Origin of the sequence: Thermoanaerobacter ethanolicus JW 200, from assembly GCF_003722315.1 — a bacterium.
Taxonomy (GTDB): Bacteria; Bacillota; Thermoanaerobacteria; order Thermoanaerobacterales; family Thermoanaerobacteraceae; genus Thermoanaerobacter; species Thermoanaerobacter ethanolicus.
Genome location: NZ_CP033580.1, coordinates 1158888 through 1176349, shown reverse-complemented (window position 1 = coordinate 1176349; position 17462 = coordinate 1158888). Strand labels below are relative to the sequence as shown.

The following is a 17462-nucleotide window of genomic DNA, read 5'->3' as shown; positions in this document are numbered from 1 at the left end:
ATTATGATTATTCAGATTCAATCAATTTTTCTATTTAAAGTGCTTCTTCACCTCGTTCGCCAGTACGAACTCGTATCACATCTTCTAAATTCACCACAAAAATTTTACCATCTCCAATTTCTCCAGTCCGTGCAACTTCTGATATCAGCTTTACTAACTTTTCCGCCTGATGATCAGTTACTGCAATTTCAATCTTAACCTTAGGCAATAAATTGATAAAATATTCATTACCACGGTAAACCTCGGTCCAGCCTTTTTGATTTCCACAACCCATTACTGGATAAACAGTCATACCGTGAATATCAAATTTACTTAACTGGTCTTTAATAATCTCTAATTTTTCCGGCCGTATAATTGCTTCTATTTTCTTCAAAGCAAATCACTCCTTTTAAACTTTTCAAAATATATTCGATATTAATTTCTACTGTTTAATATTATTTTCTAAACAATGTTGTATAGATAATTGTGTTTTTAATTATTATCATAATAGCTAAAATAATTATATTTAAGTTCTATATTATTATAAGCTCCTTCACCGTGTTGAGATATGTCTAAACCTGATTCCTCCTCTTCCTCACTTACTCTTAAGTCCATAAACAGACTTATGAATTTAAGTACGGCATATGTCATTATGCTTGCGAAAGCATATACCGCAATAACACTTATAATTTGTATTATAAATTGGTGTACATTTCCATATATTAATCCATTAGCACCTGCTGGGTTTACTACCTTTGTAGCAAATATACCTGTTGCTATAGCCCCCCACGTACCACCAATACCATGTATGCCAAATGCATCAAGCGAATCATCATATTTAAATTTATGCTTTAAGTAATTAACTGAGAAATAACACAATATTCCTGCGATAACACCAATTATAATTGCTGATACCACAGTTACATAACCTGCAGCGGGTGTTATTGCAACAAGTCCTGCCACAGCTCCACTTGCCGCACCAAAAAGTGTTGGTTTGCCATTTACTTTCCATTCAACTATAACCCAACCGAGCGCAGCCGCTGCAGCCGCCGTATTTGTCACTACAAATGCATTAACAGCTATTCCATTTACTGCTAATGCACTTCCTGCATTAAAGCCAAACCATCCAAACCATAAAATTGCTGTACCCATAATAACCATAGGTATATTATGGGGAATTATATTAACATTTTTACGCTTTCCAATTAAAATTGCCGCTATAAGGCCTGAAATACCTGAACTGATATGAACAACCGTACCACCCGCAAAATCCAGTGCACCAAGATTTTTAAGCCATCCTCCGTTGCCCCATACCCAATGTGCAATAGGATCATACACAAGTGTTGTCCACAATAGAGTAAATAATAAAAACGAACCAAATCTCATTCTTTCAGCAAAAGCGCCTGTTATAAGAGCAGGTGTAATTATTGCAAACATCAACTGGTAAATCATAAATGCCATAAAAGGAATTGTTGCAGAATATGCGTCATAAGGTTCAAATCCTACATTTTTCAACCCTAACCATTGTAAATTTCCTATTATATGTCCTACATCGCTTCCGAACGATAACGAAAAACCAAATAATATCCATTGGATTGATACTATTGCGATAATTATAAAGCTTTGCATCATGGTACTTATTACATTTTTACTACTAACCATGCCACCGTAAAAGAATGCAAGTCCTGGAGTCATAATCATAACAAGCGCAGCAGAAAATAGCACAAAAGCAGTATCACCTGTATTGATTTTACCTGTAGAAGCAAAAACTAACTTTGGTATAATTAAAAACATAAACATAAGAGAGAATAACAAATAAATCTTCTTCACCATTTTGTATAAACCTCCTCTAAATTTTTCTGTTTTAAGCCAACATAGAAAATGGCGCTTTTGCCTTAGGCTTTAGCCTGTTGCAAAAGCGCCATTGCTTTTGTACTTTAAAATATTAATTTTTATGTCCAATTAGATGACACTGTAAAAAGTTAAATGTTAAATAACATGTCGGCATATGTTGGTAGTGGCCACAATTCTGCATCTACGATTGTTTCCAGTTTATCGCCAATTTCTCTTAAAATACCCATTTTTGTAAATATTACATCTCTGTAATAACAAGCCTTGCTATAAGAATCACTATTCATATTTGAAGCTTCATTAACTGCATTTTCAAGTTCAGATATGTTTTTCTTAAATTCACTCATTAGCGAAGAAACTTCTTCTAACAATTCGGTTTGTGCACTTATATCAACATTTAGACCTGTTGCTCTTACAGAATTTATTGATTCTGCGATTTTTGTGGCAAAATTTATTACAGCTGGGAGTATTTGCCGTTTTGCTATATCCAACATTGTCAGAGCTTCAATATTAATTGTTTTTATATAATTTTCAAGAGAAATCTCATATCGCGATTCAAGCTCAACTTTGCTTAAAACACCGTGTTTTTCCATGAGTTTGACATTCTTCTCTTTAATTAAAGCAGGAATAGCTTCAACTGTTGATCGAATATTTGGAAGTCCTCTTTTTTCTGCCTCTTTTACCCATTCTTCTGAATAACCATTCCCATTAAATATAATTCTTTTGTGCTTCTTTACAATTTCCTTAAGCAACAGTTGCACTTCTTCATCAAAATTTGTGGCCTTTTCCAACCTATCTGCAATCTGGGATAGACTTTCAGCAACAATGGTGTTTAATATAAAATTAGCAGTTGCAATTGATGAAGAAGAACCAACCATTCTAAATTCAAATTTATTTCCTGTAAATGCGAATGGAGATGTTCTGTTTCTATCTGTTGAATCCTTTGGTAGTGCAGGAAGAGTTGATACACCTACTTTTAGTACTCCTCCTTGTTTTGAAGTTGTTGCACCACCATTTTCGATTTGTTCAAGAATATCCGTAAGCTGTTCGCCAAGGAAGACTGATACAATTGCGGGCGGTGCCTCATTAGCACCAAGACGATGGTCATTTCCTGGTGTTGCAGCGGCTACTCTGACCAAATCAGCGTATTCATCGATAGCTTTGATTACAGCACACAGGAAAACTAAAAATTGTGCATTTTCGTGGGGTGTATGTCCCGGATCTAAGAGATTTTGACCATCATCGGTGCTCATTGACCAATTAATGTGTTTACCGGAACCATTGACTCCTGCAAAAGGTTTTTCATGCAAAAGGCATACAAGTCCATGCCTTAAAGCAATTTTTTTCATTAGCTCCATTGTTAATTGATTATGATCTGATGCAATATTAGCTGTATTGTATACTGTAGCGAGTTCATGCTGAGCAGGAGCAACTTCATTATGCTTAGTTTTAGCAGGAATTCCTAATTTCCACAATTCTTCATCTAGATCTTTCATAAATGCTGATATTCTTTCTTTGATAGAAGCAAAATAATGATCTTCCATTTCTTGACCTTTTGGTGATTTAGCACCAAATAGAGTTCTTCCTGTAAGTATAAGATCTTTACGCTTATCATACATCTTTTTGTCAATTAAGAAATATTCCTGTTCAGGTCCTACGGTTGTAATAACCTTTTTTGCTGTAGTATTACCAAATAATCTTAATACTCGAAGAGCTTGTTTTGATAAAGCTTCCATAGAACGCAGTAAGGGTATTTTTAAATCTAGCGCTTCGCCTGTATACGAACAGAAAGCGGTGGGGATATATAGCGTATTATCTTTTATAAAAGCGGGCGATGTACAATCCCATGCTGTATATCCTCTTGCTTCAAAGGTAGCCCTTAAACCACCTGATGGAAACGAAGAAGCATCAGGCTCGCCTTTAATTAATTCTTTTCCAGAAAATTCAGTTATTACCCTACCATCTTGAGTAGGAGAAATGAAAGAATCCCGCTTTTCAGCAGTAATTCCAGTTAATGGCTGGAACCAATGAGTAAAATGAGTTGCTCCTTTCTCAATTGCCCAATCTTTCATTGCATTTGCTACAACTTCAGCAACTGCTGGTTCTAATGGAATTCCCTCATCGATTGTTTTTCTTAAAGCTTTGTATGTTGCCTTTGGAAGGCGTTCTCTCATGACAGAATCGTTAAAAACATTTGAACCAAAAATGTCGCTTAGAGTGTTTTGTGCCATAGTAATTTCCTCCTCTTAAATTTTTATAAATTAACATAATAAATTGATAATTAATTAAAATACAAATATTAAAAACAAAACAAAGGCGCCACCTCTAAAATACAGGATGAAACGCCTTTGTTTCATTCACACACTATTAAATTTTCATGTTGATTTTATAATAGCACATTTTTATTTTGATTTCAAGTACTTTTTTATCAAAGATAGTGTCAAGATACTGTAGGATAATTTTTATAAACAACTCCTGAAATATCTTAAATCATGGCTTTCACCGTGTGCTTGTTTCTATTGGTTTTTTATATTATATTTTCATATTTTATTGCCTTAAAAATTTTACTAAACACTCTTAATTTTGCCATCAGCTTTAATCCTTTTCTACTCCATCCCATCTTCTCTTGACTTGTAATATGTCCTTTTATATTCTATTTCTCCAAGCATTAAAGATGAAGTAATTGGATTCTTTCTGAACCATTCGAATGGCCTCATCCGGAGGCAACGGTTTGCTGAAATAATAACCTTGAACTTTGTCGCACCCGCTCTCTATAAGACAATCAAGCTGTTCTTTTGTTTCCACACCTTCGGCAGTTACGCCGAGTTTCATCCTGTGCCCCAAGAAAATAATCGCATCGACAATAGCCTTATTTACCTCTACCTTTATCTCGCTCACAAATGACCTGTCAATTTTCAAACCATCAACCGTAAATTTTTGGAGGTATTTGAAAGAACTATTTTCCGTTCCGAAATCATCTATTATTATTTTGACCCCTACCTCTTTCAAGCGATAAAGGTTTCTAACCACCGTTTCCATTGCTTCTATAAGGATGGTTTCAGTAATCTCCAGTTCCAAATATCTCGGTTCAAGTTCAATCTCGTTTAGTATATCAAACACAACTTTTGCAAAATCAGGCTGCTGCAGCTGATGCACTGAAACATTCACCGAAACATTAAAGCCAGAATACCCCATATTAAGCCATTCTTTCATTTGCCTGCAGGCTGCCCTTAACACCCATTCACCTATAGATATTATTTGTCGTGTCTCTTCAGCAATCGGAATAAAATGAATGGGACTGATCAGTCCTTTTTTAGGATGCTGCCACCTCAACAGTGCCTCCATACTCGTCACTTTACCAGTCCTTATATCAACAAGAGGCTGATAGCACAAAAAGAACTGACCTTTTTCCAAAGCCAACCTTAAATCTCTTCTTATTGTGCTGGCAACTTCGACTTCTTTTCTCGTAATGCTGTCAAAATATTGAAAACCATTTTTTCCATCTCTTTTAGCCCTGTACATTGCTATATCTGCATTTTTGACTATAACTCTTTCATTTTTTCCATGGTCAGGATATATGGCAATACCTATGCTAATAGTGACATGCAATTCATGATTATTGAACTTTATCGGTTGGTTGAAAAGTTCCAATATTCTGTTTGCAACCTTATTCGTATCGTCCATATTAATTATGTCAGGTAACAAAATGACAAACTCATCACCGCCCACTCTGGATACCGTATCTGATTCACGCAGACACGCCTTCAGTTTCTTGGCAATCTTTTTCAATAGCCTGTCACCTATATGATGTCCCAGGGAGTCGTTGATTGTTTTGAAATTATCAAGGTCGACAAAAAACACTGCAAGTTTCTTCCCATTCCTTTTTGCATCTGCCATGGCAATTTTGAGCCTATCCATAAAAATCTCCCGGCGAGGGAGGCCAGTTAAAGGATCATAGAATGCCATGTATTTTAACTTGCTTTCCATCTGTTTCCGCTCAGTAATATCCGTGTGTGACCCTGCCATTCTTATGGCTCTGCCATCTTCATCCCACAATGCCTTTCCCCTGCTTAGAATCCAAATATATCTACCGTCTTTTGTTTTGATCCTGTATTCGCATAAATAAAATGGTGTCTTTTTCTCAAGATGATTACGTAGATTATTAATGACGGTTTTAACATCTCTGGGATGGATGAATTTAGTCCATGTTTCACGGTAGTTGCTTATTACTTCTTTATCAAAGCCAATGATATCCTTCCACCTCTCGGATATGTATGCCGTATCCGTTATCAAATCCCAGTCCCATAGTCCATCGCTTGCTCCTTCAACTACCAATCTGTAGCGTTCTTCACTTCTTTTCAATTCTTCCTGCTGCCTTTGTATTTCAATTAAGTTCTGCCTCAACTCTTCTTCCCGGGCCATAAGTTCTTCATTCATTGCAGAGAGCTCTTCCTGTTGAGCCATCAATTCCTCGTTTAAAGCAACAAGGTTATTATTTGCTTCTTCAAGTCTCCTTTCAGCATTCTTTAGGTCTGTAATGTCTATACCAGTTGAAACAACATACCTGTTTCCTTCATCATCCCAAATAATACTGTTATGCCACATAATATAAATTTGTCTGCCATCCTTCAAAGCCATCGGATTTTCACATTTGTAATGAATACCTTTATATCCAATGTCGTCCAAATTTTCTTTTATACGACTTATCGTGTCCCTGGGAATTATTGAACTTACATCTATCCTCTCTGTTTGTTCTTCGACCGCTATACCAATTACAGCCTGGGTATATCTGTTGAACCAAACTACTCTACCATCCAATGCCCAGACTACTATAAGCATCTGCTCGTTTTCAAAAATTCTGCTTAAAAATTCTTCTCTCTTCTGAAGATAAGCAATTGATTTCTTTGATTCTTCAATAAAACTCTTATTTTTCTTCTGACTAGGTAACTTCTCCATTCGCCATTAATTTCTCCTTTCTGGACAACTATTCTTTAAATAATGTCTTCAACGACTTTTTCATCTTTGTCTAAATATAATTTTATTTTTTCACCATTTTTTAATTTGTAGCCTATTTTATCAAAGTATAATTCGACTCCTTCATAGCCGTAAAGGATTTTTACTATTGAATTTTTACTTCCCTTTAATAATACGTAACTGCCGACGCCGTGCGATCCGGCTTCTTTTACAAAGATATTTTTGTCAAATTCGATCGTGCTCATTTTAACCTTACCATTAATGGAAACTGAACCATTTGTAGAAATTTTTGTATTATAACAACCTGCTTCTGAGGTTATAATTACGTCCTTCATAGCATAAATTTTGCTGTCATGAACCCATTTTGCAAGTATACGCCCCTTGTTTTCATGTTCCTCGGCTAAAATCCTTGATATGAAGAGGATTTTTTCATAAATTTCTTTTAATGAATTTAAATGTTTTATAAGACCAATAATATCGTAATCCAAAATGTTGTTGAGCGTTTTAACGAGACTCTTTAAATGCTCCAGAAGATTTTGAAGTACATTTGAACTGCGTATCATACTTATTTCTCTTGATGATGTTTTTAACTCTTCTTTTAAGGTTTCGATTAATTTGATTTTCTCGCTTAAATGTCTGGAATTATTCATAACCGTTGGTAGTTCTTTAATATGGACAAAAATTGCCGATAATTTCTCAACAATAAGATTTACGGCGTGAAGTTCTATTTTATCAAAAATGTTTCCTGGTAAAAAACCGGCATGTAACTGGCTATCAACAATTCCGCCATGGATAATAATATTTTGCCCTCCCTGAACTACTGATTCGTAAACTGAACCAAGTATCTGAACATTTCCTGAAGCAATTATTTGATTACCTTTTTCAACATTTCCGTTTATTATAATGTCACCATCGAATGTTACAGACCTTGAATTCTTCGTGATACTTCCTTCGTAAATTAACATGGGAATAGAATTAAAAAAATATACAAATTTATCATTTTCGTCTTTTTTATGTACAACCGGCCTTATGTCAGCTATCGCAACTATCTTATCTTCATCTTCTTTAAAAACTATGGAATCGCTGAGAATTTTTACTTCAACATCTCTTACAGGCGGTGCATGTATAATTCTACCTCTTACGCTAATTCCATTTTCACCTTTTATGGGTTTATGTAGTTTTCCGATAACATCACCTTTTCTTGCAAAGGGTATACTTGCCATCTTAAATATATCTTCTTCAGAGAATGTTTCGGTATAAAGAATTCTCGGTTTATCGGTTTTTATAATAAATTCCAGATAACCATCCCTGCCACTTTTATATGGTATTCCTCTTGCTATTACTGCTTCTTTTTTATTTTGGGTATATACGCTAATTAACGCACTTTTATCTACACTCACTATAATTCCATTCTTACGAAGATCGCTTTCCAGTATATTTAAAAATTCATGAATATCTACATCACCCCAGGAAGAAAAAAGGGTTTTTTTTAAGGTTACAATCATTTCATCATCCGAAATTTCTACAATAACACCCATTTTCTTCAAAATATCACTTAATTCTATTTTCATAAAAACACCCCCGCGTGTTAGGCACCCCAATGAATATTAATGGATACTTTATATTCAAAGATATCTTCTACCTCCTTGTAAGCTCCAAGCGACTATTATCTATTAACTCCAAAACTTATTATTCTAAAATTGCCATCTTCCGTTGTCCTTATTGTGGTAAAACTCGAAAAATCAAAGCTTGCAGGGAACGTGGATATCCACTTTTCTCGCCCTTATTATCTTGATAAATGTTTAAAAACAAATTGAATGGGGGTCAAACAATATTGGGCTTTGTTTTGTGGTTCTATAATAAATGTTGGGGTGTAGGGGAGAAAAGAATAAAAATAGAGCACTTATTCTGAATGCCTGCTATAATAGAAGTGGAAAAAACAATCTAAAAAGGAGGCATCAGAATAAGTGCAAGGTAATTATATCACAAATTTCCTAGAATCTGAAGAGATAATTTGGGAAGGTGTTATAGAAAATGACAACAGAATAGAACTGCATATTAAGATGAAACAGAAACCACATATTTGTCCAAGATGTAGGGAAATAACATCTAAGATTCATGATTATAGAGTACAAAGGATAAAAGATGTACCGCTATTCGGGAAACCAACAGTGATAGTACTAAAAAAGAGGAGATACGTTTGTCGCCACTGTGGCAAGAAGTTCTATGAACATATAGACTTTCTGCCGCGCTATCATAGAATGACCAACAGATTATCTATTTACATACTACAACAACTAAAAAAACAACAAAGCATGAAAGATATATCTGAAGTTACAGGAGTATCAATTACGACTGTGATGAGACTTTTAGACACAATAGGAGTAGAACCTGATTATAAAACATTACCGGAAGTTATCAGTATAGACGAATTCAAAGGGAACTCTGGAGGCAGGAAATATCATTGCATTATTGTAGACCCAAAAGAAAGAAAAATATTAGATATTTTAAAAGACAGAAAACAAGAGAATTTAAGTGAATATTTCAAAAGATTTAAAGACAGGAATAAAGTAAAGTGGGTTATTATAGACATGTGGAGGCCTTTTTCAGATACAGTAAAAACATATTTCAAAGGAGCTAAAATAGCAATAGACAAATTTCATTTTACAAGGTACATATATTGGGCGATAGAAAATGTAAGAAAGAGAATACAAAAAGAGCTACCAGACAATAAAAGAAAATATTTCAAAAGAAGCCGTAAGCTACTTCTTGCAAAATATGATACTTTAACAACAGAACAAAAAGAAGAATTGGAAGTAATGTTCTGGTACAGTGACGACTTAAGGATAGCATACCTTTTAAAAGAAGAATTTAATGATAAAGTATTAAAATGCAAAAATTCAAAGGAGGCAAAAATAGAATTAAAAAGATGGATACAGTTAGCTAAAGAAAGCAAAATTGATGAATTTAAAAGATGTGTGCAAGTATTTAACCGTTGGTTTGAAGAAATAACAAATGCCTTTGATATACCTTACACTAATTCTGTAACAGAAGGTTACAATAATAAAATTAAAGTACTAAAAAGGCTTGCATATGGCTATAGAAATTTTTATCGATTCAGGAAAAGGATATTATATTGCAATGCTTGATGCAATGCTATTTTTAGTGATAAAGGATATTCAAGGATATTATAGAGCTTTGATGAAAAGACATAGATAAATATCCACCCATACTTCTAGCTATATCTTTTATCATAACTAACATAATTTAACAAATATTTCTTGTTATAAAATTTATAGGTGGGCATTCAGAAAAAAATACCCACCCCAACTATTGACAAAGAACCAAAAAAAAAAAAATCAGAAAATTGTTTAACCAATTCCACCTCATTGGGTTCTTTGTCAAGAGCTGGGGTAGGTATTTTCTAAATGCCCCCTTTATGTTACCTTTAGATAAGTTCTTCAAATTTAGTACTTGTATATTGTGACCTCAAATCGCTATGAAGTATAAGCTCTTTTTGAGGTTTCTGAGCATCATAAGCATTATAGTAAGCTCTGTATCCACAGTTTTAGACAAGGAAAAGTTCTAAGCCGAAAGAATAGCAGAAAAAATTAGTGGACCCCAACATAAGGAGAAAATCCTTAATTTCGCATACAAAAAAGGTATCGACATTTTATCGATACCCTTAAACTTCGCATAAATACTGGTGCGCCATCAGGGACTCGAACCCCGGACCCGCTGATTAAGAGTCAGCTGCTCTACCAACTGAGCTAATGGCGCACGTAGAACCGTTGTTATATATTTGGCTTTTTCTTCTCTGGTGCGCCCTGTAGGATTTGAACCCACGACCTCCAGGTTCGAAGCCTGTCACTCTATCCAACTGAGCTAAGGGCGCATACATAATTAAAATGGAGCGGACAACGAGACTCGAACTCGCGACCCTCACCTTGGCAAGGTGATGCTCTACCAACTGAGCTATGTCCGCATCTATATGGTGCGGGAGAAGGGACTTGAACCCATATGCCACTTTAGGCACTAGAACCTGAATCTAGCGCGTCTGCCAATTCCGCCACTCCCGCACAAATTCAGGCCCTCACTTTTCTCTTTAAAACTGGTGACCCATCCGCGACTCGAACGCGGGACACCCTGCTTAAAAGGCAGGTGCTCTACCTCCTGAGCTAATGGGTCACATAATTGGCTGGGATGGCAGGATTCGAACCTACGAATGCCAGAGTCAAAGTCTGGTGCCTTACCACTTGGCTACATCCCAGCATGGGGTGGATAGTGGGACTTGAACCCACGACCTCCAGAGCCACAATCTGGCGCTCTAACCAACTGAACTATATCCACCACACAATAAATGGTGCGCCTGGAGAGATTCGAACTCCCGACACACGGCTTAGAAGGCCGTTGCTCTATCCAACTGAGCTACAGGCGCATATTGGAGCGGGTGATGGGAATCGAACCCACGTAACCAGCTTGGAAGGCTGGGGCTCTACCATTGAGCTACACCCGCATGTGTTAACTTACTTGAGATTTCAGAAGAATTTTCCTTGCTTGTTTCTTAATCCGTCTGACATTTTTAGATTATATCAGATGCCTTTATCTTTGTCAACACCTCGTTTTAAAAATTTTTTTTGGATTAAATTGTATAGAAAACATAAGAGGGGGTAATTCCCCACTCTTACGTTTTCTATGCTTCTTTTAGCACTGAGACTTCTTCTAAATTCACTAATCTTGGGAATATACCAGTCTTATCAATTGTCACTAATGCTATAGTTTTTTTTGCACCTTCTCTTGGCAAAGAAGGACTGCCTGGATTTAAAAGTAAAATATCTTCATGTTTTGAAATCATAGGAATATGAGTATGGCCAAAAAATACAGCATTTACTCCCAATTCTCTTCCTCTATCTAAAATCGTTTGATACTCGTATTTAACATAATATCTGTGTCCATGAGTTAACAAGATTTTTTGGCCTTCTGTTTCAATTACTTTCTCCAATTCATCTTTTGTAGGGAAATCACAATTCCCTTTAACATACTCTAATGGAATCCCAAACTCTTGAGATAATTGAATAGCATCTGAAGCATTATCTCCTAAATGAATAAGATAATCTATTCCTTTAAGCTCCCGCAATTTTTTCCTAACCAGCGCAAATATACCATGTGTGTCGCTAATAACTGCTAAAACCATTTATTTTTCCTCCAGACGTTTTAAAATATAATTTTTTAACTTCATAAGAGCATCAGCTCTATGACTTATCTTATTTTTTTCTTCCATAGTAAGTTCTGCCAAACTCTTTCCTAAATTATCGACATAAAAAACTGGGTCATATCCAAAACCATTTTTCCCTCGAGGATGATCTAAAATGTGCCCTTCTAATTTGCCTTCTAATAAAGTTTCTTTTTCCCTTTCTACCACTGCTATTACTGTCTTAAAATAAGCTTTTCTTTTTTCGTAAGGAACACCCTCTAATAGTTTTAATAATTTTTTGTTGTTATCTTCATAGGTAGCATTTTCACCAGCAAATCTTGCTGAATATACTCCAGGTTGTCCATTTAAATGCTCCACAAACAATCCTGTATCGTCAGCTATAACAATTCCATCAACCTTTTCTTTTAAAAAGCGAGCCTTGATAAGAGCATTTTCTTCAATCGTATTTCCTGTCTCTTCTATGTCTTCTTTTATACCCAAGTCTGCCATAGAATAAATTTCAACAGGATAGCCTTTAAAAAAATTTTTTATTTCTTCAGTTTTGTGAGGATTGTGGGTTGCTATTATTATTTTCAACTGAATCAACTCCTATTTTATCTACAATATCTGAAAGAACTTCTTTTTGAATTTTGATAATCTGTTCAATCCCATATTCTGCAAGGCTTAAAAGGTCTGTCAAATTCTGCTTTGTAAATGGTCCACCTTCACCTGTTCCCTGTATTTCTACAATTTCTCCTTTGTCTGTCATAACTACATTCATATCTACTAATGCATTCGAATCTTCTTGAAAGGATAAATCTAAAAGCTCATTTCCCTCCACAATTCCTACACTTACAGCCGCAACAAAACCTTTCAAAGGAATCTTAGGGATGTCACCTTTTTCTACCAATTTGTTAAGTGCATCTGCCAATGCTATAAATGAGCCTGTAATAGAAGCTGTTCTTGTACCCCCATCTGCTTGTATAACATCGCAATCTATCCATATAGTCTTTTCTCCTAACACATCCAAATCCACTACAGACCTTAAAGAACGGCCTATAAGCCGCTGTATTTCCATAGTCCTTCCACTAGGTCTTCCTTTAGTTACTTCTCTTGGATTCCTTGTTTCAGTTGCTCTTGGCAACATACCATACTCACTGGTTATCCAACCCTTACCTGTACCTTTTTGAAATGGAGGTACCTTATCCTCAATGGAGGCAGTGCAAATGACTTTTGTGTTTCCCATCTCAATTAGCACTGAACCTTCAGCAAACTTATTAAAATTTCTCGTAATTTTTATAGGTCTCAGTTCATTAAATTCTCTTCCATCAATCCTGTTCATTTCTTCAACCCTTTCATTTAATAAAAATAGTTTAAAGTTAATTTATTCTGCTTTATTGTTTTTATCGCTCAATATTATTTTAAAACCTTTATTAATATTTTACAAGAACATAAAGACAAAAAAATCTGGTTTAAAAATCCAGATTTTTTTGTTGACAAAGTTAAAAAATATTGGTTCTATAATAAATGTTGGGGTGTAGGGGAGAAAAGAATAAAAATAGAGCACTTATTCTGAATGCCTGCTATAATAGAAGTGGAAAAAACAATCTAAAAAGGAGGCATCAGAATAAGTGCAAGGTAATTATATCACAAATTTCCTAGAATCTGAAGAGATAATTTGGGAAGGTGTTATAGAAAATGACAACAGAATAGAACTGCATATTAAGATGAAACAGAAACCACATATTTGTCCAAGATGTAGGGAAATAACATCTAAGATTCATGATTATAGAGTACAAAGGATAAAAGATGTACCGCTATTCGGGAAACCAACAGTGATAGTACTAAAAAAGAGGAGATACGTTTGTCGCCACTGTGGCAAGAAGTTCTATGAACATATAGACTTTCTGCCGCGCTATCATAGAATGACCAACAGATTATCTATTTACATACTACAACAACTAAAAAAACAACAAAGCATGAAAGATATATCTGAAGTTACAGGAGTATCAATTACGACTGTGATGAGACTTTTAGACACAATAGGAGTAGAACCTGATTATAAAACATTACCGGAAGTTATCAGTATAGACGAATTCAAAGGGAACTCTGGAGGCAGGAAATATCATTGCATTATTGTAGACCCAAAAGAAAGAAAAATATTAGATATTTTAAAAGACAGAAAACAAGAGAATTTAAGTGAATATTTCAAAAGATTTAAAGACAGGAATAAAGTAAAGTGGGTTATTATAGACATGTGGAGGCCTTTTTCAGATACAGTAAAAACATATTTCAAAGGAGCTAAAATAGCAATAGACAAATTTCATTTTACAAGGTACATATATTGGGCGATAGAAAATGTAAGAAAGAGAATACAAAAAGAGCTACCAGACAATAAAAGAAAATATTTCAAAAGAAGCCGTAAGCTACTTCTTGCAAAATATGATACTTTAACAACAGAACAAAAAGAAGAATTGGAAGTAATGTTCTGGTACAGTGACGACTTAAGGATAGCATACCTTTTAAAAGAAGAATTTAATGATAAAGTATTAAAATGCAAAAATTCAAAGGAGGCAAAAATAGAATTAAAAAGATGGATACAGTTAGCTAAAGAAAGCAAAATTGATGAATTTAAAAGATGTGTGCAAGTATTTAACCGTTGGTTTGAAGAAATAACAAATGCCTTTGATATACCTTACACTAATTCTGTAACAGAAGGTTACAATAATAAAATTAAAGTACTAAAAAGGCTTGCATATGGCTATAGAAATTTTTATCGATTCAGGAAAAGGATATTATATTGCAATGCTTGATGCAATGCTATTTTTAGTGATAAAGGATATTCAAGGATATTATAGAGCTTTGATGAAAAGACATAGATAAATATCCACCCATACTTCTAGCTATATCTTTTATCATAACTAACATAATTTAACAAATATTTCTTGTTATAAAATTTATAGGTGGGCATTCAGAAAAAAATACCCACCCCAACTATTGACAAAGAACCAAAATATTCAAAGGAGATATTTTGCATCGTCGCTCCGATGTTCCAAAGCGACAAAACTAAAAGCTCGACCTTCAGGCTCCGGCAGGGTACCGGGCACAATCGGCATCCATGCCTTAAGGTGCCCGCCTCCGCCATCCATGGCTTCGGCCCTGCCTCCACCCTCGGTCTTGCTAAGTTTTGTTACCGCTTTGTAACAAGTCGCTCCTTATGCAAAATATCTCCTTTACGAAAATTTGTCTACAGTCTGACCTGGTTTAAAAAAACAGATAAATTATGGATTGCTATTTGTATTATTTGTATCATATACAGAATTAGAAACAGTTGCAGAGATAGATCCCTCTTTTAATTTTTTAAAATATTCTACAATGCCATTATATATTCCTTGAGCTACTTTCCATTGGAAGGCATCGTCCTGAAGCAAAGCTGCATCATCAGGATTGGTTATAAAAGCTGTTTCGATAAGTATTGCCGGCATTTTTGTTTTGTTTAACACTGACAAATTAGGCCCTTCTTTAAGCCCTCTGTCTACAGTGTTTATCTCTTTCATTAAGTTGTCATGGATGATTTGAGCAAAAGTCTTGTTGTCTCTTGTGTCTCCCTTGTATCCATTTGGATAATACCATATTTCTGTGCCTTTAGGAGTTGGAGTCCCAAAAGCATTGGTGTGTATACTTATAAATACGTCAGCTCCCGCATTGTTCGCTTCTTGTGACCTAGTAACAAGGTCTATAAATACATCAGAATCTCTAGACATCGTAGTTCTAAATCCACCTTTTGTGAGAAGGCTATTTAGCTTAAGAGCAATCCCTAAAACTACATCAGATTCTCTTAAACCACCTACTCCTATCGCACCAGGATCACTTCCACCATGGCCAGGATCTATGTAAATAAGAGGCATTTCATTCGGCTGAGACTTCAAGACCAACATTATAATGTTTTTATCGAGTATTTTTACAGAATAATCCGCTTTCCCAGTAGTATCTGCCACCACTCTCACTGTATCGTTGTTATACTGTGAATACCTTATAGCCGTTATAACATTTCCTTGCACTGGTATCTGACCAGCTTTACTTCCATCTGGCATTTTAAGAATAGCATCTGATATGTCAACAACTATCTTATTATCTCCAACTTTTTGAGTATTAAACTGCTCCGCATCGCAATTGATTATAACTTTATCATAATCACCTTCTTTTGCAAAACTTATTCCTGTTACATAGCTTGTACCAATATCAAATGAAATAGTTAAATTGGTACTATCCTGCGATTTGGTAATATTGTAAGGAACTACATCTGTTAAATATATCACTGCCCGTACTTTAGGGACAGGTTGTGTTTGGTTCTGTGCAATTACTGCATTTACAAGACTTTTCTTATTAATTGGTATATCTATTCTTCCTTTGTCCCATATGGCATTTTCTATGTCCACATAAATTCTAATATTCCCTGGATCTTCTATAACTCCTTGACTATACTTTATGGGACTATCCGCTGTGATATTTACGGAAAATACGCCGTTATTATAACTTGTAGTAAAGCTAGTTATATTTGCAATTTTAGGTGGAGAGGCGGCATTTATTTGGTAATTTTTTTGGTCCCATTCTACTTTGTAGCCAAAAGTTTCAAACAAAAACCTAAAAGGAATATATGTATATCCTTCGTTGCCAATTCCTATTATTCGCGCAGGAGCTACTAACTTAACTTCTTTACCATCAACTAAGGCAACGTCACTTCCAATAGTCAGTCTAACAGTTTTATCTTTTGTTATAGTAACAGATTTAGTTTTGTCATCCCACTCTACTTTAGCTCCGAATCCTTTTTCCGAGATTACTCTCACAGGAATTAATGTACTGTCTTTTAAAATCAAAGGCGGGGTCTTTCCAGTGTCGAAATTTTGGCCAGCTACTTTAATTGTGATATCTGGAACATTGTAATAAAAAGGCTTTCCATCTACTAAAATAGTGTTCTTATATGCAAAAGCTATACTATATGAGGCTAAAATTGCTACAACCATTGCAACAAATAATGCTATTTTTTTCACTAAAAGCCCCCCTTTTTGTGAAAAAATTCGACTTTAAATATATCATAATACATTAATATTACAAAATGATTACAAACTCATTACAATTTCTTAACTTTATTAGTAATTACATATATTGTATCGGTTAAATGGATTAGTTTTTTGAGTTTTAGGAAAAATAAAAAAGGGAGGTGGTACCTGTGACTAATATAAATTGCACAGCCGATTGTATTTATCAAAAAGAAGGAAAATGCACTTTATCTGACCTCTCACAAATGATAAAGAACAATAGTTTTGTTGATGATAACTACAATAAAGACAATTTAAATAGTGAAAACATGAAAATAAATTGTGCTTATTATGTTCCAATCGAGTAGGAGCTGAATAATTATTTTATTCAGCGTCCTCTCACACCACCGTACGTACCGTTCGGT

12 protein-coding genes and 9 tRNA genes are annotated in these 17462 nt (G+C 34.9%); 3 read left to right on the top strand and 18 right to left on the bottom strand.

Translation table 11 applies throughout. From position 1 onward, the window contains the following. Positions 1–34: 34 nt before the first annotated feature. The 5 genes from EB239_RS05805 to EB239_RS05785 all read right to left on the bottom strand — a co-directional run bounded on the left by EB239_RS05805 (position 35) and on the right by EB239_RS05785 (position 8375). Entirely contained in the window at positions 35–373 is a 339-nt protein-coding gene (locus tag EB239_RS05805) for a P-II family nitrogen regulator (protein ID WP_003870569.1), read from the bottom strand. 98 nt (positions 374–471) lie between these two features. After that, positions 472–1812 carry an ammonium transporter gene (locus tag EB239_RS05800; protein WP_003870568.1) on the bottom strand — a complete coding sequence of 447 codons (1341 nt, stop codon included), beginning with the start codon at positions 1810–1812 and terminating at the stop codon, positions 472–474. A 149-nt stretch (positions 1813–1961) separates the two neighbouring features. Continuing rightward, positions 1962–4061, bottom strand: coding sequence for a glutamine synthetase III family protein (locus tag EB239_RS05795; RefSeq protein WP_003870567.1), 2100 nt, complete (start codon positions 4059–4061; stop codon positions 1962–1964). 415 nt (positions 4062–4476) lie between these two features. Then, a complete protein-coding gene (locus tag EB239_RS05790) occupies positions 4477–6786 on the bottom strand; it encodes a bifunctional diguanylate cyclase/phosphodiesterase (protein ID WP_003870566.1) in 2310 nt (769 codons plus the stop codon). A 35-nt stretch (positions 6787–6821) separates the two neighbouring features. Further along, positions 6822–8375 (bottom strand): flagellar assembly protein A, encoded by a 1554-nt coding sequence (locus EB239_RS05785; RefSeq protein ID WP_129545106.1) that lies wholly within the window; start codon positions 8373–8375, stop codon positions 6822–6824. A gap of 396 nt (positions 8376–8771) precedes the next feature. Here EB239_RS05785 and EB239_RS05780 point away from each other — a divergent pair, with 396 nt between their 5' ends. Then, on the top strand, positions 8772–9953 hold the full coding sequence (locus tag EB239_RS05780; protein ID WP_003870476.1) for an ISL3 family transposase: 1182 nt from the start codon (positions 8772–8774) through the stop codon (positions 9951–9953). A 555-nt stretch (positions 9954–10508) separates the two neighbouring features. Here the strand turns inward: EB239_RS05780 and EB239_RS05775 are convergent. From EB239_RS05775 to rph, 12 genes are all read right to left on the bottom strand, one after another. Next, positions 10509–10584, bottom strand: a tRNA-Lys gene (locus EB239_RS05775). Positions 10585–10622: 38 nt separating this feature from the next. Further along, positions 10623–10699: transfer RNA gene (locus EB239_RS05770), tRNA-Arg, on the bottom strand. Positions 10700–10713: 14 nt separating this feature from the next. Then, positions 10714–10789 (bottom strand) — tRNA-Gly (locus tag EB239_RS05765). Positions 10790–10796: 7 nt separating this feature from the next. Beyond that, positions 10797–10883 (bottom strand) — tRNA-Leu (locus tag EB239_RS05760). Positions 10884–10916: 33 nt separating this feature from the next. Next, positions 10917–10992, bottom strand: a tRNA-Lys gene (locus EB239_RS05755). Between the two features lie 7 nt (positions 10993–10999). Beyond that, positions 11000–11074 (bottom strand) — tRNA-Gln (locus EB239_RS05750). A gap of 3 nt (positions 11075–11077) precedes the next feature. Beyond that, positions 11078–11154 (bottom strand) — tRNA-His (locus EB239_RS05745). Positions 11155–11165: 11 nt separating this feature from the next. After that, a tRNA-Arg gene (locus tag EB239_RS05740) sits at positions 11166–11242 on the bottom strand. A 4-nt stretch (positions 11243–11246) separates the two neighbouring features. Then, a tRNA-Gly gene (locus tag EB239_RS05735) sits at positions 11247–11320 on the bottom strand. 177 nt (positions 11321–11497) lie between these two features. Beyond that, positions 11498–11998 (bottom strand): metallophosphoesterase, encoded by a 501-nt coding sequence (locus EB239_RS05730; protein ID WP_003870473.1) that lies wholly within the window; start codon positions 11996–11998, stop codon positions 11498–11500. Then, complete coding sequence (locus tag EB239_RS05725) at positions 11999–12595, bottom strand: XTP/dITP diphosphatase (protein WP_003870474.1); 597 nt, start codon at positions 12593–12595, stop codon at positions 11999–12001. It lies immediately after the preceding gene. Beyond that, a complete protein-coding gene (gene rph / locus EB239_RS05720) occupies positions 12555–13340 on the bottom strand; it encodes a ribonuclease PH (protein ID WP_003870475.1) in 786 nt (261 codons plus the stop codon). The genes EB239_RS05725 and rph overlap by 41 nt, the downstream gene beginning before the upstream one ends. 289 nt (positions 13341–13629) lie before the next feature. Here rph and EB239_RS05715 point away from each other — a divergent pair, with 289 nt between their 5' ends. Further along, the gene (locus EB239_RS05715; RefSeq protein WP_003870476.1) at positions 13630–14811 is read left to right on the top strand and encodes an ISL3 family transposase; all 1182 of its coding nucleotides are present in this window, start codon (positions 13630–13632) and stop codon (positions 14809–14811) included. Positions 14812–15279: 468 nt separating this feature from the next. Here EB239_RS05715 and EB239_RS05710 read toward each other — a convergent pair whose 3' ends face one another. Then, the gene (locus EB239_RS05710) at positions 15280–17049 is read right to left on the bottom strand and encodes an N-acetylmuramoyl-L-alanine amidase (protein WP_003870478.1); all 1770 of its coding nucleotides are present in this window, start codon (positions 17047–17049) and stop codon (positions 15280–15282) included. 179 nt (positions 17050–17228) lie between these two features. Here EB239_RS05710 and EB239_RS14605 point away from each other — a divergent pair, with 179 nt between their 5' ends. Beyond that, positions 17229–17405, top strand: coding sequence for a hypothetical protein (locus EB239_RS14605; protein ID WP_003870479.1), 177 nt, complete (start codon positions 17229–17231; stop codon positions 17403–17405). The last annotated feature ends 57 nt before the right edge of the window (positions 17406–17462 follow it).

Excerpts from the sequence above, each read along its gene's own strand:
- EB239_RS05800 (WP_003870568.1), bottom strand. The coding sequence starts at position 1,812 with ATGGTGAAGAAGATTTATTTGTTATTCTCTCTTATGTTTATGTTTTTA.
- EB239_RS05795 (WP_003870567.1), bottom strand. The coding sequence starts at position 4,061 with ATGGCACAAAACACTCTAAGCGACATTTTTGGTTCAAATGTTTTTAAC.
- EB239_RS05790 (WP_003870566.1), bottom strand. The coding sequence starts at position 6,786 with ATGGAGAAGTTACCTAGTCAGAAGAAAAATAAGAGTTTTATTGAAGAA.
- EB239_RS05785 (WP_129545106.1), bottom strand. The coding sequence starts at position 8,375 with ATGAAAATAGAATTAAGTGATATTTTGAAGAAAATGGGTGTTATTGTA.
- EB239_RS05730 (WP_003870473.1), bottom strand. The coding sequence starts at position 11,998 with ATGGTTTTAGCAGTTATTAGCGACACACATGGTATATTTGCGCTGGTT.
- rph (WP_003870475.1), bottom strand. The coding sequence starts at position 13,340 with ATGAACAGGATTGATGGAAGAGAATTTAATGAACTGAGACCTATAAAA.